This is a genomic window from Streptomyces sp. NPDC002276 (genome assembly GCF_053891435.1).
In genome coordinates this window covers 155,367-179,006 of record NZ_JBSFCQ010000011.1, presented here as the reverse complement: position 1 = coordinate 179,006, position 23,640 = coordinate 155,367, and the positions used below count along the sequence as shown (strand labels likewise).

At 70.4% G+C, this 23,640-nt stretch carries 22 protein-coding genes; 4 read left to right on the top strand and 18 right to left on the bottom strand.

Translation table 11 applies throughout. The annotated features are described in order from the left end of the window. Positions 1-223 precede the first annotated feature (223 nt). The 14 genes from ACWIHT_RS27270 to pgsA all read right to left on the bottom strand — a co-directional run bounded on the left by ACWIHT_RS27270 (position 224) and on the right by pgsA (position 13,095). Complete coding sequence (locus ACWIHT_RS27270) at positions 224-763, bottom strand: adenine phosphoribosyltransferase (protein WP_456170887.1); 540 nt, start codon at positions 761-763, stop codon at positions 224-226. After that, positions 760-1,884 carry a protein translocase subunit SecF gene (gene secF, locus ACWIHT_RS27265; RefSeq protein ID WP_456170886.1) on the bottom strand — a complete coding sequence of 375 codons (1,125 nt, stop codon included), beginning with the start codon at positions 1,882-1,884 and terminating at the stop codon, positions 760-762. Before secF ends, ACWIHT_RS27270 begins: the two co-directional genes overlap by 4 nt. 1 nt (position 1,885) lies before the next feature. Further along, entirely contained in the window at positions 1,886-3,670 is a 1,785-nt protein-coding gene (secD, locus tag ACWIHT_RS27260) for a protein translocase subunit SecD (protein WP_456170885.1), read from the bottom strand. A 142-nt stretch (positions 3,671-3,812) separates the two neighbouring features. Beyond that, on the bottom strand, positions 3,813-4,319 hold the full coding sequence (gene yajC / locus ACWIHT_RS27255; RefSeq protein ID WP_456170884.1) for a preprotein translocase subunit YajC: 507 nt from the start codon (positions 4,317-4,319) through the stop codon (positions 3,813-3,815). A gap of 165 nt (positions 4,320-4,484) precedes the next feature. Continuing rightward, positions 4,485-5,555: a Holliday junction branch migration DNA helicase RuvB gene (gene ruvB / locus ACWIHT_RS27250; protein WP_093624529.1), complete on the bottom strand. Its 1,071-nt coding sequence runs from the start codon at positions 5,553-5,555 to the stop codon at positions 4,485-4,487. A 9-nt stretch (positions 5,556-5,564) separates the two neighbouring features. After that, positions 5,565-6,173, bottom strand: a complete 609-nt coding sequence (gene ruvA / locus ACWIHT_RS27245) for a Holliday junction branch migration protein RuvA (protein ID WP_456170882.1) — start codon at positions 6,171-6,173, stop codon at positions 5,565-5,567. After that, the gene (gene ruvC, locus ACWIHT_RS27240; RefSeq protein ID WP_456170881.1) at positions 6,170-6,745 is read right to left on the bottom strand and encodes a crossover junction endodeoxyribonuclease RuvC; all 576 of its coding nucleotides are present in this window, start codon (positions 6,743-6,745) and stop codon (positions 6,170-6,172) included. Before ruvC ends, ruvA begins: the two co-directional genes overlap by 4 nt. 122 nt (positions 6,746-6,867) lie before the next feature. Further along, complete coding sequence (locus ACWIHT_RS27235; protein ID WP_456170880.1) at positions 6,868-7,620, bottom strand: YebC/PmpR family DNA-binding transcriptional regulator; 753 nt, start codon at positions 7,618-7,620, stop codon at positions 6,868-6,870. A gap of 51 nt (positions 7,621-7,671) precedes the next feature. After that, positions 7,672-8,274 (bottom strand): pyridoxal 5'-phosphate synthase glutaminase subunit PdxT, encoded by a 603-nt coding sequence (pdxT, locus tag ACWIHT_RS27230; protein WP_456170879.1) that lies wholly within the window; start codon positions 8,272-8,274, stop codon positions 7,672-7,674. Next, positions 8,274-9,122, bottom strand: coding sequence for a pyridoxal 5'-phosphate synthase lyase subunit PdxS (pdxS, locus tag ACWIHT_RS27225; RefSeq protein WP_234468195.1), 849 nt, complete (start codon positions 9,120-9,122; stop codon positions 8,274-8,276). Before pdxS ends, pdxT begins: the two co-directional genes overlap by 1 nt. A gap of 499 nt (positions 9,123-9,621) precedes the next feature. After that, the gene (locus tag ACWIHT_RS27220) at positions 9,622-10,164 is read right to left on the bottom strand and encodes a hypothetical protein (protein WP_456170878.1); all 543 of its coding nucleotides are present in this window, start codon (positions 10,162-10,164) and stop codon (positions 9,622-9,624) included. A 188-nt stretch (positions 10,165-10,352) separates the two neighbouring features. Continuing rightward, a complete protein-coding gene (locus tag ACWIHT_RS27215; RefSeq protein WP_456170876.1) occupies positions 10,353-11,513 on the bottom strand; it encodes a glycosyltransferase family 4 protein in 1,161 nt (386 codons plus the stop codon). Further along, on the bottom strand, positions 11,510-12,421 hold the full coding sequence (locus tag ACWIHT_RS27210) for a phosphatidylinositol mannoside acyltransferase (RefSeq protein ID WP_456170875.1): 912 nt from the start codon (positions 12,419-12,421) through the stop codon (positions 11,510-11,512). The genes ACWIHT_RS27215 and ACWIHT_RS27210 overlap by 4 nt, the downstream gene beginning before the upstream one ends. After that, positions 12,418-13,095, bottom strand: a complete 678-nt coding sequence (gene pgsA, locus ACWIHT_RS27205; RefSeq protein WP_456170873.1) for a phosphatidylinositol phosphate synthase — start codon at positions 13,093-13,095, stop codon at positions 12,418-12,420. The genes ACWIHT_RS27210 and pgsA overlap by 4 nt, the downstream gene beginning before the upstream one ends. Positions 13,096-13,373: 278 nt before the next feature. Here pgsA and ACWIHT_RS27200 point away from each other — a divergent pair, with 278 nt between their 5' ends. Both ACWIHT_RS27200 and ACWIHT_RS27195 read left to right on the top strand, forming a co-directional pair. Next, a complete protein-coding gene (locus ACWIHT_RS27200; RefSeq protein WP_456170872.1) occupies positions 13,374-15,572 on the top strand; it encodes an elongation factor G-like protein EF-G2 in 2,199 nt (732 codons plus the stop codon). Positions 15,573-15,745: 173 nt separating this feature from the next. Continuing rightward, positions 15,746-17,413: a hypothetical protein gene (locus ACWIHT_RS27195; protein WP_456170871.1), complete on the top strand. Its 1,668-nt coding sequence runs from the start codon at positions 15,746-15,748 to the stop codon at positions 17,411-17,413. A 25-nt stretch (positions 17,414-17,438) separates the two neighbouring features. On the opposite strand, the gene ACWIHT_RS27190 is transcribed toward ACWIHT_RS27195, so the two are convergent. Further along, positions 17,439-17,999 carry an HIT family protein gene (locus ACWIHT_RS27190; protein WP_456170870.1) on the bottom strand — a complete coding sequence of 187 codons (561 nt, stop codon included), beginning with the start codon at positions 17,997-17,999 and terminating at the stop codon, positions 17,439-17,441. A gap of 67 nt (positions 18,000-18,066) precedes the next feature. Here ACWIHT_RS27190 and ACWIHT_RS27185 point away from each other — a divergent pair, with 67 nt between their 5' ends. Next, the gene (locus ACWIHT_RS27185; protein WP_456170869.1) at positions 18,067-18,723 is read left to right on the top strand and encodes a potassium channel family protein; all 657 of its coding nucleotides are present in this window, start codon (positions 18,067-18,069) and stop codon (positions 18,721-18,723) included. A gap of 100 nt (positions 18,724-18,823) precedes the next feature. Here the strand turns inward: ACWIHT_RS27185 and thrS are convergent, their stop codons facing one another. The 3 genes from thrS to ACWIHT_RS27170 all read right to left on the bottom strand — a co-directional run bounded on the left by thrS (position 18,824) and on the right by ACWIHT_RS27170 (position 22,720). Continuing rightward, complete coding sequence (gene thrS / locus ACWIHT_RS27180) at positions 18,824-20,800, bottom strand: threonine--tRNA ligase (RefSeq protein ID WP_456170868.1); 1,977 nt, start codon at positions 20,798-20,800, stop codon at positions 18,824-18,826. A gap of 115 nt (positions 20,801-20,915) precedes the next feature. Beyond that, entirely contained in the window at positions 20,916-22,157 is a 1,242-nt protein-coding gene (locus ACWIHT_RS27175; protein WP_456170867.1) for a hypothetical protein, read from the bottom strand. Next, positions 22,154-22,720: a DUF4365 domain-containing protein gene (locus ACWIHT_RS27170; RefSeq protein WP_093624554.1), complete on the bottom strand. Its 567-nt coding sequence runs from the start codon at positions 22,718-22,720 to the stop codon at positions 22,154-22,156. Before ACWIHT_RS27170 ends, ACWIHT_RS27175 begins: the two co-directional genes overlap by 4 nt. A gap of 169 nt (positions 22,721-22,889) precedes the next feature. Between ACWIHT_RS27170 and ACWIHT_RS27165 the strand changes: the two genes are divergently transcribed. Then, positions 22,890-23,615 carry an exonuclease domain-containing protein gene (locus tag ACWIHT_RS27165; protein WP_456170866.1) on the top strand — a complete coding sequence of 242 codons (726 nt, stop codon included), beginning with the start codon at positions 22,890-22,892 and terminating at the stop codon, positions 23,613-23,615. Positions 23,616-23,640: the final 25 nt, after the last annotated feature.

The following is a 23,640-nucleotide window of genomic DNA, read 5'->3' as shown; positions in this document are numbered from 1 at the left end:
CGGTGTCCTGGGGTTGTTCTGTGAGTGTGCGCGAGGTGGCGCGGATGGGCCGTGGGGTCTGAGGTCCGTCGGCGAGTGCGGCCTCGTCGTGGCTGGTCGCGCCCACGCGGCGGAGCCGCACATCGACACAGCCCCGCGCCCCTAGGTGGTGGCACTTAGGCCCGTGACATGCGCAACGGCCGTCCCTGTGGCCAGGGACGGCCGTTGGCGTCACGCGTTCGTGTCAGACCACCAGCAGCGCTTCCAGCGGCGCCCCGCCCAGTGCCGGCTCCAGGCGGGCGCGGCCCGTGAGGAAGCCCAGTTCCATCAGGACCGCCAGGCCGGCGACCTCGGCGCCCGCCCGGCGGATCAGCTGGATCGCGGCCTCCGCCGTGCCGCCCGTGGCCAGGACGTCGTCCACGATGAGGATGCGGTCCTCGGCCGACAGGTCCTCCGCGTGCACCTCGATCTCGGCGGAGCCGTACTCCAGCTCGTACGCCTGGCCGAGGGTCGCTCCGGGGAGCTTGCCCGCCTTGCGCACGGGGATGAAGCCGACGCCCGCGCGGACGGCCACCGGAGCCCCGAGGATGAAGCCGCGGGCCTCCAGGCCCACGACCTTCGTGGCGCCGGTGCGCTCGACGACCTCGGCGAGCGCGTCCGTGAGGGCCGTGAACGCGGCCGGGTCCGCCAGGAGCGGGGTGATGTCCTTGAACACCACCCCCGGCTCCGGGTAGTCGGCCACATCGCGGATACGGCTGAGCAGCAGCTCCTGGACGTCGGTCATCGGCGCTTCCCCGAGGGGCGGCCACGGCCGCGGTTGCGGGACGCGGGCTGGGTGCGCGGACCTACGACCGCTGCCGCGTCGTCCGGCTCGTCGTCGTAGTCGTCGTCCGCGTGGTCGGTGACCTCGGGCTCGACCGGCTCGCCCTGCGCGGCGGCCTGGGCGCGCTTGGCGAGGACGCGCTTCTTGAGCGCCTTCATCTGCGGCTCGGCCTCCTTGAGGTCGGCGACGAGCGGCGTGGCGATGAAGATCGAGGAGTACGCACCGGCCGCGAGGCCGACGAACAGCGACAGCGAGATGTCGTTGAGGACACCCGCGCCGAGGAAACCGCCGCCGATGAACAGCAGGGCCCCGACCGGCAGTAGCGCGACGACCGTGGTGTTGATGGACCGCACCAGGGTGCCGTTGATCGAGCGGTTGGCGATGTCGCTGTACGTCCAGCGGGTCTGCTTGGTGATGTCCTTGGTCTGCTCCTTGAGGCTGTCGAAGACGACGACCGTGTCGTAGAGCGAGTAACCGAGGATGGTCAGCAGACCGATCACCGTGCCGGGCGTGACCTCGAAGCCGACGAGGGCGTAGATGCCGATGGTGATGGTGATGTCGTGGATCAGGGCGACGAGCGCGGCCAGGGCCATCCGCCACTCGAAGGCGATCGCCAGGTAGATCACGACCAGCACCATGAAGATCGCCAGGCCCTCCCAGGCCTTGTTGGCGATCTGGTCGCCCCAGCTGGGGCCGACCAGGTCCGCGGCGATGTTCTCGGAGTCGACGTTCAGGTCCTTCGACAGCTGCTTCTTGATGCTGTCGGACTTGTCCGTGTCGATGCCGGCGATCTGGATGCGCAGGCTGCCGTCACCGAGCTTCTGGACGACCGCGTCGTGACCGGAGGCGTCCTCGGCGTACTTCTCCGCCTGGCTCACCGAGGCGCTCATGCCCTTCGGCGTGGTGAAGGCGGCGCCGCCCTGGAACTCGATGCCCATGTTCAGGCCGCGCACCGTCAGGCCGAGGATGGCCGTGATGGTGATCAGGATCGAGATGCCGTACCAGATCTTGCGATTGCCGACGAAGTCGTACCCGACCTCGCCACGGTGCAGTCGGGCGCCGAGGTTGCCGAGCTTCGACATCTCACGCCTCCTTCGGGTCGACAGGGCCCGCGGCAGAACCTGCGGGACGGCGGGTGCGGCGCAGGGGCGTCTTGGCGCCGAGTGCCTTCGGGTCCAGGCCGGAGAACTTGTGGCCGTTCGCGAAGAACTTCCGGCGGGCCAGGATCGTCATCAGCGGCTTGGTGAAGAGGAAGACCACGACGACGTCGAGCACGGTGGTCAGACCGAGCGTGAACGCGAAGCCCTGGACCTTGCCGACGGTGACGATGAACAGCACCGCGGCGGCGAGGAACGACACGAAGTCGGAGACCAGGATGGTGCGCCGCGCGCGGGGCCAGGCCCGCTCGACGGACGGACGCAGCGAGCGGCCCTCGCGGATCTCGTCCCGGATGCGTTCGAAGAACACGATGAAGGAGTCCGCGGTGATACCGATCGCGACGATCGCACCGCAGACGGCCGGCAGGTTCAGCGCGAAGCCGATGCCCGGGCCGAGCAGCGCCATGATCACGTAGGTGAGGATCGCCGAGACCAGCAGCGAGGGGATCGCGATGACCGACAGGCCGCGGTAGAAGATCAGCAGGTAGATGACGACCAGCGCGAGGCCGATCGCGCCCGCGATCAGACCGGCGTGCAGCTGCTCACCGCCGAGCGCCGCGGTCACCGTGGTGATGCTGTCCGTCTTGAAGGTCAGCGGCAGGGCGCCGTACGACAGCATGTTGGCGAGGCTCTGGGCCTCTTCCTGGGTGAAGCTGCCGGAAATCTCCGCGCTGCCGCCGGTGATCGACGAGGCGACGGACGGGCTGGAGACGACCTGGCCGTCGAGGACGATGCCGAACTCGTTCTGCGGGGCGGTGTTCTTCGCCAGCTCACCGGTGACGCTGGCGAACTTGTCGCCGCCCTTGCCGGTGAAGTCCATGGTGACCTGCCAGCCGGCGGCGGTCGTCGTGTTGTAGACGGCCGAGGCCTTCTTGACGTCCGTGCCGTCGACGGCGGCGGGACCGAGCAGGTACTTGTACCAGATGCCGGAGACCTTGCCGCAGGCCACGGTCGCGTCGGTGGCCTTGGAGTCCTTGCCCGCGGTGTTCTGAGTCGACTTCTTCGAGCAGTCCAGCGCGGTGTACTGGGCCTCCAGCTTGGCGACCGCCGCGCTGGTGGCGCTGCTGGACGCCGACGGGGAGGCGCTGGCCGAAGCGGAGGCCGAGGCGCTGGCGCTCGCGGACGGGGTGGAGTCGGCCTTCAGGGCGTCGCTCGCGGCGCGTCCCTGCGAGGTGGCGGAGGCCGACGGGGTCGCGGAGCCGGTCTTGGACGAGGAGGCCGTCGTCTTGGGGCTGGCCGAGCTCGACGGGCTGCTGGAAGCACTGCCCGAGACGCTCGGGGACGGGGTCGCCGTGGCGCCGACCGACGCCTCCGTGGCCAGGACCGGGCGGAAGTACAGCTTGGCCGTGGTGCCGACCTGCTTGCGGGCTTCCTCCGAGTTCGTGCCCTTGGGGATGTTGACGATGATGTTCCTGGTGCCCTGCGTCTGGACCTCGGCCTCCGAGACACCAAGACCATTGACACGGCGGTTCATGATGTCGACCGCGGTGTCCATGTTGGCCTTGTTGATCGCGGACTCCTGGCCCTTCTCCGGGACGGCCCGGAGGGTGATGCTCGTGCCGCCGGCCAGGTCGATGCCGAGACGCGGAGTGGTGTGCCCGGATGCGAACATGCCACCGGTGAGCGCCACGATGGCGATCAGGATGAGGGCCAGCGAGCGCCCTGGCTTGCTCTGGGCGCTCGCGTTACGGCCCCTCTTAGGTGCTGCCACCTTCTCGTACTCCCTCTCGGGCCGCTCCGCGCCGGGTCAGCGCGCCTGCGGCCATGACATGGTGTCGGGATCCCGTGCGAGCGACGCACGTACCCGGGGTGCGCGGGGCGCGAGCGGATCGCGCCGCACTCCCGGGACGTGACTACTTCGCGTCGGAGTCGCCCTCGGTCTTCTTCGGCTCTTCGTCCGTCTTGGCCTCTGCGGCCTCGGCCGGCTCCTCGGTGGCGTCGGCCGGCTCGTCGGCCGCGTCCTTCTTGCCGAGGTCGATGGGCTTGTCGTCGGAAGAGTCGGCGGCGGGCTCGTCGGTCTCGGTGAGGGAGGAAGCGTCGTCCGGGACTACGTCGGCGTCGTCCTTCAGGTCGTGCTCGATGCCGTGGACAATGCGGTTGTACTCGTCGTCGGTGAGGACGGCGCCGATCGCGTTCTTCGCGAAGAGGAGCTCGACACCGGGGCCGGCGTCGAGGAGGACCGTCTCCTCGTTGACCTCCTTGACCGTCGCGTACACGCCCCCGATCGTGCGGACGCCGGTGCCGGGCTGCATGTCATTACGCATCGACGCGGCCGCCTGCTGCTTGCGCTTGGCAGAGCGGGTCATCAGGAACATGGCCCCGATGAGCACGATGAACGGGAGGAGGGTCACGATATTCACGGGACGGAATTTCCTTCGCACGACCGCGGCGGTGAGCGGCCTGGTGGATGGGGGTGGTCGGCGCCGCCCACAAGGGCGGCATCGGCGGAGTCTAAGCGAGTCCACGCTGATGGAACAACGCACAGCATGGCACCGGGGTTCCTGACCCGGCCAGTGCCCCCGCCGTCACGCCCCGAACAGGTCCCCTTGTCCGTTTCCCCCCGTTGACGAGCGGGGTGGGGTGAGGCCGAGATGGGCCCACGCGGCGGGGGTGGCGACGCGTCCCCGGGGGGTGCGGGCCAGCAGACCCTCGCGGACGAGGAACGGTTCGGCGACCTCTTCCACGGTCTCGCGCTCCTCCCCCACGGCGACCGCGAGCGTGGAGAGGCCGACGGGTCCGCCGCCGAACAGCTTGAGCAGGGCCTCCAGCACACCGCGGTCGAGCCGGTCGAGGCCTCGCCCGTCGACCTCGTACACCTTGAGGGCCGCCCCGGCGATGTCCCGGGTGATGAATCCGTCGGCCTTGACCTGCGCGTAGTCCCGGACGCGGCGCAGCAGCCGGTTGGCGATACGGGGGGTGCCGCGGGAGCGGCCGGCGATCTCGGCGGCGCCGGCCGGGTCGATCTCCACGTCGAGGAGGTTCGCCGAGCGGTGGATGACGCGCTCCAGCTCAGCGGGTTCGTAGAACTCCATGTGCGCGGTGAAGCCGAAGCGGTCGCGCAGCGGCGGGGGCAGCAGTCCCGCGCGCGTGGTGGCGCCGACCAGGGTGAACGGCGGGAGTTCGAGCGGGATCGCGGTGGCGCCGGGGCCCTTGCCGACGATGACGTCGACGCGGAAGTCCTCCATCGCCATGTAGAGCATCTCTTCGGCGGGCCGGGACATGCGGTGGATCTCGTCGAGGAAGAGGACCTCGCCCTCCTGGAGGGAGGAGAGGATCGCGGCGAGGTCGCCGGCGTGCTGGATGGCGGGGCCGCTGGTGATGCGGATGGGGGCGCCCATCTCGGCCGCGATGATCATGGAGAGGGTGGTCTTGCCGAGGCCGGGGGCGCCGGAGAGCAGCACGTGGTCGGCGGTGGCGCCACGCGCGCGTGCGGCGCGCAGCACCAGGTCGAGCTGTTCGCGGACCTTCTCCTGGCCGATGAACTCGCCCAGGTCCTTGGGGCGCAGGGCGGCCTCGACGGCCTGGTCCTCGCGGTCGGCGACCGAGCCCACCAGCCGCTCGGCGGCGGTCTCGTCGGTGGTGTCGTCCCAGTTCACTGACGTCTCCTAGCGGGCGCGGTTCAGGGTCTGAAGGGCGGCCTTGAGCAACTGCCCCACCTGCGGCGCCCCTTCGGCGGCCTCGGCCTGCGGTGCTACGGCGGCCACGGCCTCGTCGGCCTCGCGGGTGGCGTACCCGAGGCCGATGAGCGCGGCGTGCAGCTGGTCGCGCCAGCCGCTGGTGACCGGGGCGCCGATCGCCGGGGTGTTGCCCACCGGTGCGCCGAGCCGGTCCTTGAACTCAAGGAGCAGCTTCTGCGCGCCCTTCTTGCCGATGCCGGGCACGGCCATCAACGCCTTCTCGTCATCTGCGGCGACGGCCCGGCGCAGGGCGTCCGGGGTGTGCACGGCCAGCATCGCCTGCGCGAGCCGGGGGCCGACACCGGTCGCGGTCTGGAGCAGCTCGAAGATCTGGCGTTCGTCGTCGTCCACGAAGCCGTACAGGGTGAGCGAGTCCTCGCGGACGACGAGGGAGGTGGCGAGCTTGGCGGGCTTGCCAAGGCGGAGCGTGGAGAGCGTGTTCGGGGTGCACTGGATCGCCATGCCGACACCGCCGACCTCGACCACCGCGGCGTCGGGAGCGAGTGCGGCGACCGTGCCACTGACGAAGGCGATCATGCGGTACGGCCTTTCGATGCGTTCGGAGTCCTGGCCGCGTGCTGGGCGACGGCCTGCTGAAGTCGGTTCTGGGCGACCGCCTGTTGGAGGCGGTGCTGCGCGGGGGCCCGCCAGATGTGGCAGATCGCGAGGGCGAGGGCGTCGGCCGCGTCGGCGGGCTTGGGGAGTGCGTCGAGCCGTAGCAGCCGGGTCACCATGGCGCCGACCTGGGCCTTGTCGGCGCGTCCGCTGCCGGTGACGGCGGCCTTGACCTCGCTGGGGGTGTGCAGGGCGACGGGGATTCCGCGGCGGGCGGCGCACAGCATGGCTACGGCGCTGGCCTGGGCGGTGCCCATCACCGTCCGCACGTTGTGCTGGCTGAACACCCGCTCCACGGCGACGCATTCGGGCCGGTGCTCGTCCAGCCACGCCTCGATGCCCTGCTCGATGGCGACCAGGCGCAGCCCCAACTCGGCGTCCGCCGGGGTCCGTACGACACCGACGCCGACCATGGTGAGCGGCTGGCCCGCGACGCCTTCGACGACACCGACACCGCAGCGGGTGAGTCCGGGGTCGACCCCGAGTACGCGCACACCAACCCCCTCCCTCGTTCGATCGCCTGTTTGTGCAGGCTATCGGGTGTCACTGACAAAGCGGCGGGCCGACGGGACGTGTCCCGTCGGCCCGCCGAAATCCCGCTCAGCTCGCGGCAGCGCTACGCGTCGACCTTCTCCATGACCTCGTCGCTGACGTCGAAGTTGGCGAAGACGTTCTGTACGTCGTCGCTGTCCTCCAGGGCGTCGATCAGCTTGAAGATCTTGCGGGCGCCGTCCTCGTCGAGCTCGACCTGCATGGTCGGGACGAAGTTGGCGTCGGCGGAGTCGTAGTCGATCCCGGCTTCCTGGAGCGCGGTGCGGACCGCGACCAGGTCGGTGGCCTCGGAGATGACCTCGTAGGACTCACCGAGGTCGTTGACCTCCTCGGCGCCCGCGTCGAGCACGGCACCCAGGACGTCGTCCTCGGACAGCTCGCCCTTGGGGACGACGACGACGCCCTTGCGGTTGAAGAGGTACGAGACGGAGCCGGGGTCGGCCATGTTCCCGCCGTTGCGGGTCATGGCGACGCGGACGTCCGAGGCGGCGCGGTTGCGGTTGTCGGTGAGGCACTCGATGAGCACCGCGACACCGTTGGGGCCGTAACCCTCGTACATGATCGTCTCGTAGTCGGCGCCACCGGCTTCGAGACCGGCGCCGCGCTTGACGGCGGAGTCGATGTTCTTGTTCGGGACCGAGCTCTTCTTGGCCTTCTGGATGGCGTCGAACAGCGTCGGGTTGCCGGACACATCGGCGCCACCGGTGCGGGCCGCGACCTCGATGTTCTTGATCATCTTCGCGAAGAGCTTGCCGCGCTTGGCGTCGATCACGGCCTTCTTGTGCTTCGTCGTAGCCCATTTAGAGTGGCCGGACATCTGCCTGTCTCCTTCGCGTAACCCAACTCTTTACGAACCCCAGAGATCCTACTAGGACCCCGGAGCCAGGTTCGCGCGCACCATGTCGACGAACAGGGAGTGCACGCGGTGGTCGCCGGTCAGTTCCGGGTGGAACGACGTGGCGAGCGCGTTGCCCTGGCGGACCGCGACGATGTGGCCCTCGTGTTCGGCGAGGACCTCTGTCTCGGCGCCGACGGACTCGACCCAGGGGGCGCGGATGAAAACGCCCTCTACAGGATCGCCCTCTACGCCCTTCACGTCGACAGCCGCTTCAAAGGACTCGTTCTGACGTCCGAAGGCGTTGCGGCGCACGATCATGTCGATGCCGCCGACCGTCTCCTGGCCCGAGCGCGGGTCGAGGATCTTGTCGGCGAGCATGATCAGTCCGGCGCAGGTGCCGTAGACGGGCATACCGGCACGCACGCGTGCGCGAAGGGGGTCCATGACACCGAAGAGGACGGCCAGCTTGGAGATGGTGGTGGACTCACCCCCGGGGATGACGAGGGCGTCCACCTCGGCGAGTTCCTCGGGGCGTCTGACCTGCCTGGCCACGGCGTCGGCCGCGGCCAGGGCGATCAGGTGCTCCCGTACGTCGCCCTGGAGCGCGAGCACTCCGACTACGGGAGTAGTCATCACCAGCCCCGGTTCGCGTAACGCTCGGCCTCGGGGAGGGTGTCGCAGTTGATGCCGACCATGGCCTCGCCGAGGTTGCGGGACGCGTCCGCGATGATCTTCGGGTCGTCGTAGAACGTGGTCGCCTTCACGATGGCGGCGGCGCGCTTGGCCGGGTCGCCGGACTTGAAGATGCCGGAGCCGACGAAGACGCCCTCGGCGCCGAGCTGGCGCATGAGCGCGGCGTCGGCGGGGGTGGCGACGCCACCGGCGGAGAACAGCACGACCGGGAGCTTGCCCAGCTCGGCGACCTCGCGGACCAGCTCGTACGGAGCGCGCAGGTCCTTGGCGGCGGCGTACAGCTCGTTGTTGTCGAAGCCGCGCAGGCGGGCGATCTCGTTCTTGATCTGGCGCAGGTGGCGGACCGCCTCGACGACGTTGCCGGTGCCGGCCTCGCCCTTGGAGCGGATCATCGCGGCGCCCTCGGCGATGCGGCGCAGGGCCTCACCCAGGTTGGTGGCACCGCACACGAAGGGGGTCGTGAAGGCGAACTTGTCGCTGTGGTTGACCTCGTCGGCCGGAGTGAGGACCTCGGACTCGTCGATGTAGTCGACGCCGAGGGACTGGAGGACCTGGGCCTCGACGAAGTGGCCGATGCGGGACTTGGCCATGACCGGGATGGAGACCGCCTCGATGATCTCCTCGATCATGTTCGGGTCGGACATCCGGGCCACGCCACCGTCCTTGCGGATGTCGGCGGGGACCCGCTCCAGGGCCATGACGGCGACGGCGCCCGCGTCCTCGGCTATCTTCGCCTGCTCGGCGTTGACCACGTCCATGATCACACCGCCCTTGAGCTGCTCGGCCATACCGCGCTTCACGCGCGCGGTGCCGGTCTCGGGAGTCTGGGCGGAGCTGGGGGTGCTGGACACGGGGTGACCTCACTCGGTGAAAGAGGGCTGCTGCATACCGAGGAAACGCGAGAGGTGCAGGCCACAGCAAGGGCCAATGGGTAGCCGGTGGATCGTTTTCGAACGGCGGTGCCCTCCGGGGGCTCAGCGGGAGATGATGCCGGGGCGGGACCCAGTCGCGCTTGCCTACGGTGCTGTGGGCGACTCACGGCGTCGCCGCCTCACAGCCGCAGGCGCGGCGTCCACTGGAGCCGGTGCGGGCCCGGCACCTCAGCAGCGGATCATGCCGCAGCCGCGAGCCAAGGAGGCTCACCTGCGGTGCGGTGACCGGCTACTGGCTCCCGAACTCGGCTCCCTGGCAGCGCTCGCCGCTACGGCGCCCTCCACCTCGCAGCCGCCCTCAGCACCCGCAGGAACCAGCGGGCCTCCCGCGCCCCGATCCACCGGACAGCCGTCCCTACGCCGCCCGGTCCACCAGTGCCGCCGGTGGCTCGTCGTCCATTTCGAAGGCCATCGGGAAGGGGGCGTGTCCGGCCAGGTGGAACCAGCGGACCTTCCGGTGCTCGCGCAGGCGGCGGGCGGCGCCCACGGCGTCGTTGTGGAAGCGCCGGGCCATCGGGACGCGTCGTACCGACTCGGCGAGTTCGCGGGCCGCCTCCTCTCCGCCGGGGGCCTCGCGGACGCCCTCGACCTGCGAGGGCTCGGCGAAGACGGCGCGCAGGGCCTGGCTCAACTCGCTCTCGGCGACCTCCCGTTGCTCCTCCTCGGCCTGCCGGGCGGCGTGCGCGGCCTCGTAGAGGACGATCGAGGCGGCCGGGTCGAGGACTCCGGAGGTGGCCAACTCCTGTGTCACCGAGGCGCGGCGCAGCAGTTGGGCGTCGAGCGCCGCGCGGGCCGCGTCGATCCGGGTGTGCAGCCGGTCGAGCCGGCCCGCGGTCCAGCTCAGGTACAGGCCGATCGCCACGAGGGCGACGAGGATCCAGATCAGGGTTGCGGTCACGGGCGGCAAGGCTACCGGGCCGTTCCACTGGGGTTGACCGGGTGTCGTGCGGGGTGTTGGTGCGGGCGTTGTGGTTGTGGGGGCTGCCGCCCCCACGCCCCCGCTTCGGCCTGGACGGCCTCGTCCTCAAGCGCCGGACGGGCTGGACCTACCGGCCTGCACGGCCCGCACCGACAAGTTGTCGGCCCTCAGTCCCGCGCCAGGCCGAACCTCGCCCGCAATCCCGTCCGTTCGTCCGTCGCCACCGCCGCCGCGCCCGCCGTCACCGTCTCGTACACGGACAGGATGTCGGCGCCGACGGTGGACCAGTCGAAGCGCCGGACGTGAGCGCTCCCCTGGCGGCTCAGCTGCGCCAGCCGCTCGGGGTCGCCCAGGAGCCGTACGGCCGCCTCGGCGAGGGTGTCGGCGTCCTCGTTGGTGAACAGCTCGCCCGCCGCGCCCTGGTCCAACACCTGGGCGAAAGCGGGCAGGTCGGAGGCGACGACCGGGGCGCCCGCCGACATGGCCTCGACGAGGATGATGCCGAAGCTCTCGCCGCCGGTGTTGGGAGCGACGTAGAGGTCGATGCTGCGCAGGAAGCGGGCCTTGTCGTCGTCGCTGATCATGCCGAGGAACTCGACGCGTGCGCGCAACTCCTCGGGGAGCGTCTCGACGGCCTCCTTCTCGTCGCCGCGTCCGGCGACCAGGAGCCGGGCGTTCGGCCGCTCGGCGAGGATCTTCGGGAGGGCCTTCATCAGGACCGGGAGGCCCTTGCGGGGTTCGTCGATGCGCCCTATGAAGCCGATCGTCTCGCCCTGCCACTCGGGCTTGGGTTCGGCGCGGGCGAAGAAGTCGACGTCGACGCCGTTCGGGATGACGACCGCGTCCCCGCCGAGGTGTTCGACGAGCGTGCGGCGGGCGTACTCGCTCACGGCGATCCGCGCGCTGATCTTCTCCAGCGCGGCCTGGAGGATCGCGTACGCGGCGAGCATCGCCCGGGAGCGCGGGTTGGAGGTGTGGAAGGTGGCGACGATCGGGCCCGAGGCCGCCCAGCAGGCCAGCAGGCCCAGCGACGGCGAGGTCGGCTCGTGGATGTGGATGACGTCGAACTCGCCGTCGTGCAGCCACCGTCGGACCCGCGCGGCGGACAGGAAGCCGAAGTTGAGGCGGGCCACCGAGCCGTTGTACGGCACCGGGACCGCGCGGCCTGCCGAGACGACGTACGGCGGGAGCGGGGTGTCGTCGTCGGCCGGAGCCAGGACGGACACCTCGTGGCCGAGCCGGATGAAGTACTCGGCGAGGTCCCTGATGTGGAACTGGACGCCGCCCGGTACGTCCCAGGAGTAGGGGCAGACGATGCCGATCCTCACGAGGGTCCCTTCGTGGGGTCGAGATCCGCGAGCCACAAGCGCTGGAGCATGTGCCAGTCCTCCGGGTGGTCGGCGATGCCGGTGGCGAAGGCGTCGGCCAGCGCCTGTGTCATGACAGACGTCTTCTCGGCCCGGTCACCTGACTCGGGTACCTCGACGGGCGGGTGGACGCGTCCCCGCATGACCGGCGAGTCGTCGTACCAGAGCGTCACCGGGAGCAGCAGCGCGCCCGTCTGCTGGGCGAGGAGGGCCGGTCCCGCGGGCATGCGGGTGGCCTCGCCGAAGAACTTCACCTCGACCCCGGAGGCGGACAGGTCGCGCTCGGCGACCAGGCAGACCAGGCCGCCGTCGCGCAGCCGCCGGGCCAGCGTGCCGAAGGCGGTGCCGCCGCTGTGCGGCAGGACCTCCATGCCGAGGCCCTCGCGGTAGGCGACGAAGCGGTCGTAGAGCGTCTCGGGCTTGAGGCGTTCGGCGACCGTGGTGAACGGGGTCTCCAGCTTGGTGGTGACCCAGGCGCCCGCGAGGTCCCAGTTGGCGAGGTGCGGCAGCGCGAGGATGACACCGCGGTCGGAGGCGATGCCGTCGGTGAGGTGGTGGACGTCCTTGGGGTCGAAGCCCGTGCGGATCCGCTCGGGGCTCCAGGCGGGGAGCCGGAAGGACTCCATCCAGTAGCGGAGGTACGACCGCATGCCCGCGCGCGAGAGCTCGGCGAGCCGCTCGGGGCTCGCGTCGGGCACCACGCGCGCGTAGTTGCTCTCCAGGCGCTGGACGCCCTTGCCGCGCCGCTTCCAGGCGAGGTCGGCGATGGTGCGGCCGAGCCGGACGGCGACCGGCTCGGGGAGCTTCTTGACGGTGCTCCAGCCGACGCCGTAGAGCGCGTCGGTCAGCCGCTCCCGGGCACTGCTCACGGGGTGGCCCCGCTGTTGTGCGGGGTGGCTTCCTGGGCTGCGGCGGCGTCGGCCTCGGCGGCTTCGCGGCGGACCGTGACAACCCGCTGGATGAGCGTGACCAGGCTGCCGACGGCGACGATCCACAGCGCGATCGGCAGCAGCCACTGGATGCCCGGGACGCCGAACTTGTGCAGCCCGGAGAGACCGCAGGCGACCAGCGAGATCACCAGTCGCTCGGCCCGCTCGACCAGGCCGTTGACGGCCACCGGCAGGCCGATCGCCTCGCCGCGCGCCTTGGTGTACGACACGACCTGGCCACTCGCCAGGCAGAAGATCGAGACCGCGCACAGGGCGATGTTGTCGCCGCCGCCCGCGTACCAGAGGGCCAGACCGCCGAAGACCGCGCTGTCGGCGACCCGGTCGAGCGTGGAGTCGAGGAAAGCTCCCCAGCGGCTGGAACGGCCCAGCTGGCGGGCCATGTTGCCGTCGACGAGGTCGGAGAACACGAACAGCGTGATCACGACCGTGCCCCAGAAGAACTCGCCCATGGGGTAGAAGACCAGCGCGCCCGCGACCACTCCGGCGGTGCCGAGGAGGGTGACCGTGTCGGGGCTGACGCCCCGGCGGATCAGAAACGCGGCGAACGGCGTGAGGACACGCGTGAAGAATGCACGCGCGTACTTGTTCAGCATGGCCTTCCCGGAGGGTCGGTGTCGCCGCGCGGCCCCTGTTGGCCACCGGCTGGCCCATCGTAGCCACGCGCGCGCGTGGGCGACGGCCGGGCACCCGCGCGCCGGTGTCGCTGCACGCGATGCCATCGGTGCCGGCGGCCGGATCGCGTCCGCTGTATGGACGCACCGTGACGGGAGTGGAAAGCTCGAACCACCGCGGGCGTCATCGGAGCCGCCACCGCACGCGGCACCGTGTGTCCGCGCCCACAGTGACCTCACCGTGCACGGGAGGCAAGGCCATGGGCGACAAGGCGAACGCACACCCCGGAGCCGCCGGCAGGGCTACGGCGGCCGACCACCCCGCGTCCGTACGGAATGTGGTGCTGGTCGGCCACTCCGGATCGGGCAAGACGACTCTGGTGGAGGCCCTCGCGCTGACCGCGGGGGCGGTGAACCGGGCGGGCCGCGTGGAGGACGGCGGCACCGTCTCCGACTACGACGAGATCGAGCACCGGCAGCAGCGCTCGGTGCAGCTCTCCCTGGTGCCCGTCGACTGGGACGGGTACAAGGTCAATCTTCTGGACACCCCCGGATACGCCGATTTCGTCGGCGAGTTGAGGGCCGGTCTGCGTGCGGCGGACGCGGCCCTCTTCGTCGTCTCGGCCTCCGACGGAGTGGACGGCTCGACCCGCATGGTGTGGGAGGAGTGCGCGGCGGTCGGCATGCCGCGCGCCATCGTCATCACACACCTGGAGTCGGCGCGCGCGGACTTCGAGTCGATGACCCGCTACTGCGCGGAGGCGTTCGGCGCGGACGACCCCGACGCCGTACTCCCGCTGTATCTGCCGCTGCACGGCGCTGCGGGGCCCGACGGGCACGCGCCCGTGACCGGTCTTGTCGGGCTGCTGTCGCAGAAACTGTTCGACTACGCGTCCGGGGAGCGCAAGGAGTCCGAGCCCGGGCCCGACCAGGTGCCCGGGATCGAGGAGGCCCGCAACCGGCTCATCGAGGGGATCATCTCGGAGAGCGAGGACGAGACCCTCATGGACCGCTATCTCGGCGGCGAGGACATCGACGTCAAGACGCTGATCGGGGACCTGGAACGGGCCGTCGCGCGCGGGGTGTTCTTCCCCGTCCTGGCCGCCGCCCCCGCCGCCGAGGGCGCCCGGCAGGGCCTCGGCACGGTCGAACTGCTTGAGCTGATCACGCGCGGCTTCCCGACCCCGTTGGAGCGCGAGGCGCCCGGCGTCACCACGGTCGACGGCAGGGCGCGGGAGCTGAAGGCCTGCGACCCGAACGGGCCGCTGGTCGCCGAGGTCGTGAAGACCGCCTCCGACCCGTACGTCGGCCGGGTCTCCCTGGTCCGCGTCTTCTCCGGCACCCTGCGCCCCGACGAGACGATCCATGTCTCCGGGCACGGGCTCGCCGACCGCGGGCACGAGGACCACGACGTCGACGAACGCGTCGGAGCCCTCTCGGCACCCTTCGGCAAGCAGCAGCGGGCGCTCACGCACTGCATCGCGGGCGACCTCGCGTGCGTGGCGAAGCTGGGCCGCGCGGAGACCGGGGACACCCTCTCGGCCAAGGACGACCCGCTCCTCATGGAACCCTGGGAGATGCCCGACCCGCTGCTCCCGCTCGCCATCCAGGCACACAGCAAGGCGGACGAGGACAAGCTCTCGCAGGGCCTGAGCAGGCTCGTCGCCGAGGACCCCACCATGCGCCTGGAACAGAACCAGGACACCCACCAGGTCGTCCTGTGGTGCCTCGGCGAGGCCCACGCGGACGTCGCCCTGGAACGGCTGCGCAGCCGTTACGGCGTCCAGGTCGATCTCGTACCGCACAAGGTCTCCCTACGGGAGACGTTCGCCGCCAAGGCACAGGGGCGCGGCCGGCACGTCAAACAGTCGGGCGGGCACGGGCAGTTCGCGATCTGCGAGATCGAGGTCGAACCGCTGCCGGGCGGCACGGGCATCGAGTTCGTGGACAAGGTCATCGGCGGCGCGGTGCCGCGGCAGTTCATCCCGTCGGTGGAGAAGGGCGTAAGGGCCCAGGCGGCGCGGGGAGTCGCGGCCGGCCATCCCCTTCTGGACGTACGGATCACGCTTCTGGACGGCAAGGCGCACTCGGTGGACTCCTCGGACGCCGCGTTCCAGACGGCCGGCGCGCTGGCCCTGCGGGAGGCGGCGACCGACGCGAAGATCCATCTCCTGGAGCCGGTGGCCGAGGTGACCGTGCTGGTCGGCGACGACTACGTGGGCGCCGTCATGAGCGATCTGTCCGGGCGCCGCGGCCGGGTGCTCGGCACCGAGCAGACGACCGGCGGACGCACCGTGATCCGGGCCGAGGTCCCCGAGATAGAGATCGGCCGCTACGCCGTCGACCTCCGCTCCCTCTCGCACGGCACGGCCCGCTTCAACCGCGCCTACGTCCGGCACGAACCGATGCCCCCACAGATCGCCGAACGGATCCGCGAACAGGCGGGCGACGCACCGTAGTTCGGGATCTGACGCCCCGCAGCGCGGGATCTTCCGTGTCGGTGGGCGGCTTTGGGCCGTCCGCCGACACATGTCAGTGATGGCCGATACGCTGATGACCTGATCAACAGGTGTGCGGAGCACGGAAGTCGGGAAAGCCGCAGAAGCGGGAGCAGCGGCGATCGGGGGCGGGAATGACCGTTGACAGCGGTTACGCGGACATCTTCGGACCACAGGTGCCGCGTACGGGCGACGAGGGCCAGACGGCGACCTTCGCGCTGGCCTCGGCCGCCTACCGGGACAACCCGGTCGCGGACATCAAGAAGGCCGACAACGAATGGCACCAGACGACCGTCAACGAGGGCCGCAAGTGGGCGACGATCTTCCGCCCCAACCTCGGTGAGGCGTTCGCCGGAGCCGTCGTGGCCCGCATGCTCGGCCCCGGCCGCAAACCGCTCATCCAGTCGTTCGGCACCGAGCCGCAGGCCGTCGTGGAACACGCCCTGGCGGCCAACAACATCCGCCGCACGCGGGACAACAGGCTGTCCATGATCATGGTGCTGTGCGGTCTGCTGTTCCTGCCCGGGCTGATCGTCTGGCTGCTGGTCTTCCAGCTGCGCAGCCTGATCGACAAGCGCACCCAGACGAACAAGCGGGCCGGCGCCATCGCCACGACCCTGCTCGTCGCGGTGGGCGCGGTCGCCGTGATCTTCCTGATCAAGATGCCCTTCGCGGGCTTCTGGTCCTGGTACGCGCGCGCGTGCGTCGTCCTCCCCGTGGTCGGCTGGCTGTGGGCCAAGCAGGTCTGCGAGAACACCGCGAAGGATCTGCGCGGGCGCTGGGACAGCCTGCTCTCCGGCAGCAGCGTCGGCGCCAAGGTCCCCGAGGCGGTGCCGACCAGCCCCGGCGAGACCCAGGCCGAGCAGCTGCGCCAGTCCCTGGCCCAGCTCAGCGCCGAGCAGCAGTCCAACTCGGTCTTCTACGCAGGCCCCAAGGGCATCCTCGGCATGGGCACCCGGTGGGGCAGCTGGCAGCTCGCCGAGGACCTGATCGCACGCGACGCCGACCGCGAGATCCACCCCTTCCGCAGCTGGGACGTCATCCGCAACATCCATGACGACCTGCGCATGCTGGAGCGGAACACGATCAACACCGGCGGCTTCCCGAAGGCGTCGGTACGGCACTGGATCGTCACGCCGGTCGGCGAGGGCGCCAAGGCGGTGTCCCGGCCCGACGGCACGGACGTGGAGGCGTACCAGGTCAAGTCGCACGCGATACAGGACATCTGCAACAAGCAGCAGTTCGGCGCCGGCGACCGCCACTACCTGGGTGTCCAATGGACGCTCTGGGAAGGGCAGTTGGTCATCACGATGATGATCACGGTGACCGTGCTGCACAAGACGCTGCGCATCGAGATCACCGGGCACGCGCTCGGTCCCGTGAACTCACTGTTCACCGGCAAGCCCGAGGCCCCGACGAAGAGCGTCCAGAAGACCTTCAAGCCCTGGGAGAACCGCAGCGTCAAGCTCCCTCTCGTCCCCGCCGACGAGGTCGTACGGCTCGCGGTCCGCGCCCCGATCACCTGGTACCCGCCGCTGCTGAACTGGCTCGGCGGCTCGATAGCCCTGCCCGAGCCGTTCGGCCTGCGGCACGCCTGGGCCGACCAGCCCTGGCGCCACCGCTTCATGGCGGACGACGCGCTGCGCGCCGCGACACCCGTACTGCGCGTGGTGCACGCCGCGGCCATCCGCGTCCTCGACGAGAACGGCGTCGACACGGAGAAGTTCAGCAACCGCTCGTCGGTCCTCAGCGGCGGCGTGCAGGACGCGTCACCGCGCAAGGCGGACACCTACGACGCGTAGGCAACCACATGGGGCGCCGCGTGGCTCACGCCGTGGGCCACGCGTCCGCCAGCATCTTCCGTGTGTCCGCGAGGAGTTGGGGCAGCACCTTCGTGTGGCCGACCACCGGCATGAAGTTGGTGTCGCCGCCCCAGCGCGGGACGATGTGCTGGTGCAGATGGGCGGCGATGCCCGCGCCCGCCACACTCCCCTGGTTCATGCCGATGTTGAAGCCGTGGGCGCCGGACGCGCTACGCAGGGCAGTCATCGCCTGCTTGGTGAGCGCCGCGAGTTCCACGGTCTCCGCGTCGGTCAGGTCGGTGTAGTCGGCGACGTGCCGGTAGGGCACGACCATCAGATGGCCGCCGTTGTACGGGTACAGATTGAGCACCCCGTACACCAGCTCACCGCGCCTGACGATCAGCCCGTCCTCGTCCGATTTCGCCGGAATCGAGCAGAAGGGGCAACCGTCGTCGGCCCCGGGGCCGGTCGGCTTGTTCTCACCCTGGATGTAGGCCATCCGGTGCGGGGTCCACAGGCGCTGGAACGCGTCCGGCGTCCCCACTCCGATCTGCTGCTCCGGCTCACTCGTCATGCAAGTCAGCATATGGCTTCGCTCGTTCGCGGCGTGTCGCCGGGGTTGCGCGAAGGGCACCCGCCGCCAAGCTGGACCGATGGACGACGACAGTCGCAAGGCCCGGTGGGAGCGCCGCACCGAGGTTCCGCTCGCCATCGCGTCGATGGTCTACCTCGCCGCGTACGCGGTCCGCATCCTTGCCCACGGCCTGCCGGGCGACTGGCAGGACCTCTGCCTCGTCGTGCTGTTCGCGGCCTGGGCGCTCTTCGCCGTCGACTACGCGGTCCGCTGGCGCCTCAGCGGCCAGCACCTGCGCTTCGTCCGCACCCACTGGCTGGACACCCTGGTGCTGCTCCTGCCCCTCCTCCGCCCGCTGCGGGTCGTCAAGGTCTACGAGGCCGTACTACGACGACGCGGAGAGCCCCGGCTCGCGCTGCACGCGCGCGTGATCGTCTACGCCGGCCTCTCCACCGTCCTGCTGGGCTTCGCGGGCGCCCTCTCGGTCTACCAGGAGGAACACGCGGCTCCGGGCGCGACGATAAGGACCTTCGGCGACGCCGTCTGGTGGACCTGCGCCACGTTCGCGACCGTCGGCTACGGCGACGTCGCGCCGATCACCCCGCTGGGCCGCCTGATCGCCGTAGGAATGATGGCCATCGGCCTGGCCCTCCTCGGCGCGGTCACCGGAACCTTCGCCTCCTGGCTGCTCCAGGTCTTCGCGAGGGAGGACGACGAGAGGCCCCCGGGGATCTGAACTCCTGGGGGCCTGATGCCCCGCGTGCGCGGGGAGCACGGCACCTTGTGCTTGTGCGCCTTGCGAATCTTCGGAACACCCCCGCGTCAGCGGGGAGCAATCACACCTGCACGCGGCGCTCCACGACGTCAACGAGCTTCGCCAGCGCCTCGTCACGCGGGATGCCGTTTTCCTGCGAGCCGTCGCGGTAACGGAACGACACGGTACCCGCGTTCATGTCGTCGTCCCCTACGAGGATCATGAACGGCACCTTCTGCTTCTGCGCCGTCCTGATCTTTTTCTGCATCCGGTCGGAGGACGCGTCGACGTCGACGCGCAGCCCCTTCTTCTTCGCCTCAGCGGCGAACTTCTCCAGGTACTCGACGTGCCCGTCCCCGATCGGGATCCCGACCGCCTGCACCGGCGCGAGCCACGCCGGGAACGCCCCCGCGTAGTGCTCCAACAGCACCGCGAAGAACCGCTCGATCGACCCGAACAGGGCGCGGTGGATCATGACCGGCCGCTGCTTGGATCCATCGGGACCCGTGTACTCCAGGTCGAACCGCTCCGGCAGGTTGAAGTCGAGCTGGACGGTGGACATCTGCCAGGTCCGGCCGATCGCGTCCTTCGTCTGGACGGAGATCTTCGGGCCGTAGAAGGCGGCGCCCCCCGGGTCCGGCACCAGCGGCAGCCCCTGCTTCTCGGCGACCTGACGCAGCGTCTCGGTCGCCTCTTCCCAGACCTCGTCAGAGCCGACGAACTTCTCCGGGTCCTTCGTCGACAACTCCAGGTAGAAGTCCGTAAGACCGTAGTCCCGCAGCAGGTTGAGGACGAACGTGAGCGTCTTGTCCAGCTCGTCCGCCATCTGCTCACGCGTGCAGTAGATGTGCGCGTCGTCCTGCGTGAAGCCCCGCGCGCGGGTGAGCCCGTGCACGACGCCCGACTTCTCGTACCGGTACACGGTCCCGAACTCGAAGAGCCGCAGCGGCAGTTCACGGTACGAACGGCCGCGCGCGTCGAAGATCAGGTTGTGCATCGGGCAGTTCATGGGCTTGAGGTAGTAGTCCACGCCCTCGTCGAGCTGCATGGGCGGGTACATGCCGTCGGCATACCAGTCCAGGTGCCCGGACGTCTCGAAGAGCTTCCCCTTCGTCGCGTGCGGGGTGTAGACGAACTCGTAGCCCTCCTCCTCGTGGCGGCGCCGCGAGTAGTCCTCCATGACCCGGCGGACGACACCGCCCTTGGGGTGGAAGACGGCGAGACCGGAGCCGATCTGCTCGGGGATCGAGAACAGGTCCAGCTCGCTGCCCAGCTTGCGGTGGTCGCGCTTCTCGGCCTCGATCAGGAAGTCGAGGTGCGCCTTCAGCTCCTCCTTGGAGGGCCACGCGGTGCCGTAGATGCGCTGGAGCATGGGGTTCTTCTCGCTGCCGCGCCAGTACGCGGCGGCGTTGCGCATCAGCTTGAACGCCGGGATGTTCCGGGTGGTCGGCAGGTGCGGGCCCCGGCAGAGGTCCTTCCAGCACAGGTCGCCGGTCTTGGCGTCGAGGTTGTCGTAGATCGTCAGCTCGCCGCCGCCGACCTCGACGTCCGCGCCGTCGTCCGTGGACGCGGAGCCCTTGATGCCGATGAGTTCGAGCTTGTACGGCTCGTTCGCCAGCTCCGCGCGGGCGTCCTCGTCCGTGACGACACGGCGCGAGAACCTCTGCCCCCGCTTCTGGATCTCCTGCATCTTCTTCTCGATGGCCTTGAGATCCTCGGGCGTGAACGGCCGCTCGACGTCGAAGTCGTAGTAGAAGCCGTCCTTGACCGGCGGGCCGATGCCGAGCTTGGCCTCGGGGAACAGCTCCTGCACGGCCTGCGCCATGACGTGCGCGGTGGAGTGGCGCAGGATGTTGAGGCCGTCGGCGGAGGAGATCTCGACGCCCTCGACCTCGTCACCCTCGGAGACGACGTACGCCAGGTCCTTGAGTTCTCCGGCCACGCGCGCGGCGATGATCGAGCGCTCGCCGGCGAAGAGCTCGGCGGCCGTCGTGCCCGTCGTCACCGTGCGCTCTTCCCGCTCGGAATCGCGTTGGATGATCACGCGGACGTCTGACACCGGTCTCTCCTGACTGCGGGGTGGATGCGGCGCCATACCGTGAGCGCGCGCAATAGGGGATCGTACCGACCCTAAGGGCCCCACCGCGAAACGGTCGCCCCCGGGCTCCCCTCCCTCAGTCCTCCCCGCTGCACGCCTCCTCGAAGAAGGCAGTGCTTTCCCCGTCCCCCTGGATTGACTTCATCAGCCGGTCCCGCTCGGCCTCGTCCACCTGCACGGGTACGACCCCGGAGGCGCCGGTCAGCCTGCGGAAGCCGCCCCGGCTCTCCAGCCGCCCGTGCACCCGCACCGGGAGCCCGACGAGGTGGGCGTGCCCGGCTATCCGGTACGACTCCTCGTCCAGCGTCATCCGGACGTGCCCGACCTCGGCACCCGCGATCACCTGCATCCGTACGGTGCCCTCGCCGCGCGGCCCGGACCTGCGCATCCGCACCACCGAGCCGGTGATGCGCACGGGCATGGAGGGTTCCTCGCGCAGATAGCGGGCGCCGGCCGCGCGCAGCACGGGCAGGTCCCCGGGCGAGAACTCGACGGCCTCGGCGGGGGCGGCACACCCCTCGGGCACCCCCGCGCCCGGCGCCCACTCGACGGCGATCCGGGCACCCTCCGTACCGCGCACGAGCACGACGACGGCCTCGGTCAACTCGCGGCTGACGCCCGCCTCGACGGCCCCGTCGAAGGCGTCCATGCCGCCGGTGGCGCGCTGGTAGTCGATGGCCTCGCGGGTGGCGTACAGGGCCTGGTGCAGGCGTACGGCGAGGGTGCGGCCGGTGTCGACGGGGACGAACGCGGTGAGCTGTCGGCCGCCGGGGGCGGAGCCGACGAGGACGTGTTCCAGGGACGCGGCGGCGGGGCGGCGGTGGCGGGCGCCGTAGTAGCCCGCTCGCGCGCGGGTGGCGAGGGCGGCGGCGAGCAGCATCTGGCGTGCCGCGGCGCGGAGTTGCTCCTCGACGGTCCAGGGCGCGGCGCCGGCCGGGCCGGTGGGGATGTCCCGCCACCAGCGGATTTCGTCGCTCGGTACGGCGAGGCCGACGAGGACCTCGCGGGCGGAGGGGGTGTTGCTGCGGGCGAGCGCGATGAGTGCCTCGCCGAGGAGGTCGTCGCTGTCGGGGAAGGCCCGGCTCTCGGGGACCAGCAGGCTGGTGCCCGAGCCGCCGGGCCCCGGTGGGGTCCAGCGGCCGTAGCGTCCGGGGGCGCCGCCGCGCCGCTGCCAGCCATGCCTCCGCAGCAGGGCCCCGAGGACGGCGGGGTCGACCTGGTCGGGCTCGGGCGGGCGCTCCCAGGAGGTGGTGACAGCATGGTCATCGGGGTGCGGCCGTACCTGCCTCAGGTGTTCCTCGACCGAGCGGTCCCTCATGGCCTGCCTCCCGTCCCGACCCGCGTCATGATCTCGCACAGCGCCCGGTCGTCGAAGATGCGCGCGGTCGGTATGCGCACGGTGGTCCGGGTCCGGCCGGTGATCGCGTGACCGGCGAGATTGACCCAGTAGCAGCAGTGGCGCAGGTCGAGCCGGTCGTGGCTGGCGCGCAGCCAGTCGTCCTGGGAACGCGGGACGAGCATCACGACCAGGATCTTGTGCACCGAGACCGGGGTGCGGGCGAGCTTGCGCAGGTGGTCGTTGTCGAGCGTGAAGGAGAAGGAGCGGCCTGGCGGGTTCGGCGGGATCTGGTAGGTGCACTTGAGCTGCACCTTGATGGTGACCTCGTCGTCCACCGTGTGTCCGGGCGAGCCGTGACTGACGTGCCAGTCGATGCCGTTGTCCGGAAAGGGCTGCGACAGCGAGCAGCCGGCCGCCGCGGCGACGGCGTGCAGATAGCCCACCTGCAAGGTTTCCATGCAGGCGGTGGTGGCGAGCGATCCGCGATGGGGTGCCGTCCGTTCGGGCAGCAGCCCGCCCCGCTCGGGCTGCGCTATCACCATGACCAATTCGCCTTCCACGCCAAGTGTTTCCCCGTACCGGGCCGCTGAACTGCAAAGACCCGCACTCCTGTTGTGTCCTTCCGGCGTACGGCGCAAACAGCACGGGTATCACCAAACAGGCAGAAGACGGTGCGTCACCTGCCGTGGGTGAACGAGGAGTTGTGTACGTATGACGTGCTGGTACGAGGGCCCGTTGGCCGCGTTCGACACGGAGACAACGGGCGTGGATGTGGAGACCGACCGCATAGTGTCGGCCGCCGTCGTCGTCCAGGACGCCCCCGGTACCCGTCCCCGGGTTTCCCGGTGGCTGGTGAACCCGGGGGTGCCGGTGCCCGCCGGGGCGACGGCGATCCATGGACTGACGGATGAGCATCTTCAGCGCAACGGCCGCTGGCCCGCGCCGGTGATGCACGAGATAGCCGACGAGCTGGCCGAACAGGCGGCCATGGGACGGCCGTTGGTGGTGATGAACGCGCCCTTCGATCTGACGCTCCTGGACCGCGAACTGCGCCGCCACCGCGCGTCCTCACTGGACCACTGGTTCCAGACGACAACGCTACGGGTGCTGGATCCCCGGGTCCTCGACAAACACCTGGACCGCTACCGCAAGGGCCGCCGCACCCTCACCGACCTGTGCGCGCACTACGGCGTCACGCTGGACGGCGCGCACGACGCGGGCGCGGACGCGCTGGCCTCCCTGGAAGTCGTACGGGCCCTGGGCCGCCGCTTCGCGACCCGGCTGGAGCGCCTGACCCCCGCCGAACTGCACACGTTGCAGTCGACGTGGCACGCGGCCCAAGCACGCGGACTCCAGGCGTGGTTCACCCGCAGCGGCACACCGGAGGTGGTGAGCACGGACTGGCCGCTCCGGCCGGGCCTGGCCGAAGCGGCCTGACGGTGTGGGGGCGCGCCCCCACACC

Bases quoted from the DNA above. Each gene is read 5' to 3' on its own strand.
- ACWIHT_RS27270 (WP_456170887.1), bottom strand. From the start codon at position 763: ATGACCGACGTCCAGGAGCTGCTGCTCAGCCGTATCCGCGATGTGGCC.
- secF (WP_456170886.1), bottom strand. From the start codon at position 1,884: ATGTCGAAGCTCGGCAACCTCGGCGCCCGACTGCACCGTGGCGAGGTC.
- ruvA (WP_456170882.1), bottom strand. From the start codon at position 6,173: ATGATCGCCTTCGTCAGTGGCACGGTCGCCGCACTCGCTCCCGACGCC.
- ACWIHT_RS27235 (WP_456170880.1), bottom strand. From the start codon at position 7,620: ATGTCCGGCCACTCTAAATGGGCTACGACGAAGCACAAGAAGGCCGTG.
- pdxT (WP_456170879.1), bottom strand. From the start codon at position 8,274: ATGACTACTCCCGTAGTCGGAGTGCTCGCGCTCCAGGGCGACGTACGG.
- pdxS (WP_234468195.1), bottom strand. From the start codon at position 9,122: ATGGCCGAGCAGCTCAAGGGCGGTGTGATCATGGACGTGGTCAACGCC.
- pgsA (WP_456170873.1), bottom strand. From the start codon at position 13,095: ATGCTGAACAAGTACGCGCGTGCATTCTTCACGCGTGTCCTCACGCCG.
- ACWIHT_RS27200 (WP_456170872.1), top strand. From the start codon at position 13,374: ATGGGCGACAAGGCGAACGCACACCCCGGAGCCGCCGGCAGGGCTACG.
- ACWIHT_RS27195 (WP_456170871.1), top strand. From the start codon at position 15,746: ATGACCGTTGACAGCGGTTACGCGGACATCTTCGGACCACAGGTGCCG.
- ACWIHT_RS27190 (WP_456170870.1), bottom strand. From the start codon at position 17,999: ATGCTGACTTGCATGACGAGTGAGCCGGAGCAGCAGATCGGAGTGGGG.
- ACWIHT_RS27185 (WP_456170869.1), top strand. From the start codon at position 18,067: ATGGACGACGACAGTCGCAAGGCCCGGTGGGAGCGCCGCACCGAGGTT.
- ACWIHT_RS27175 (WP_456170867.1), bottom strand. From the start codon at position 22,157: ATGAGGGACCGCTCGGTCGAGGAACACCTGAGGCAGGTACGGCCGCAC.
- ACWIHT_RS27170 (WP_093624554.1), bottom strand. From the start codon at position 22,720: ATGGTGATAGCGCAGCCCGAGCGGGGCGGGCTGCTGCCCGAACGGACG.
- ACWIHT_RS27165 (WP_456170866.1), top strand. From the start codon at position 22,890: ATGACGTGCTGGTACGAGGGCCCGTTGGCCGCGTTCGACACGGAGACA.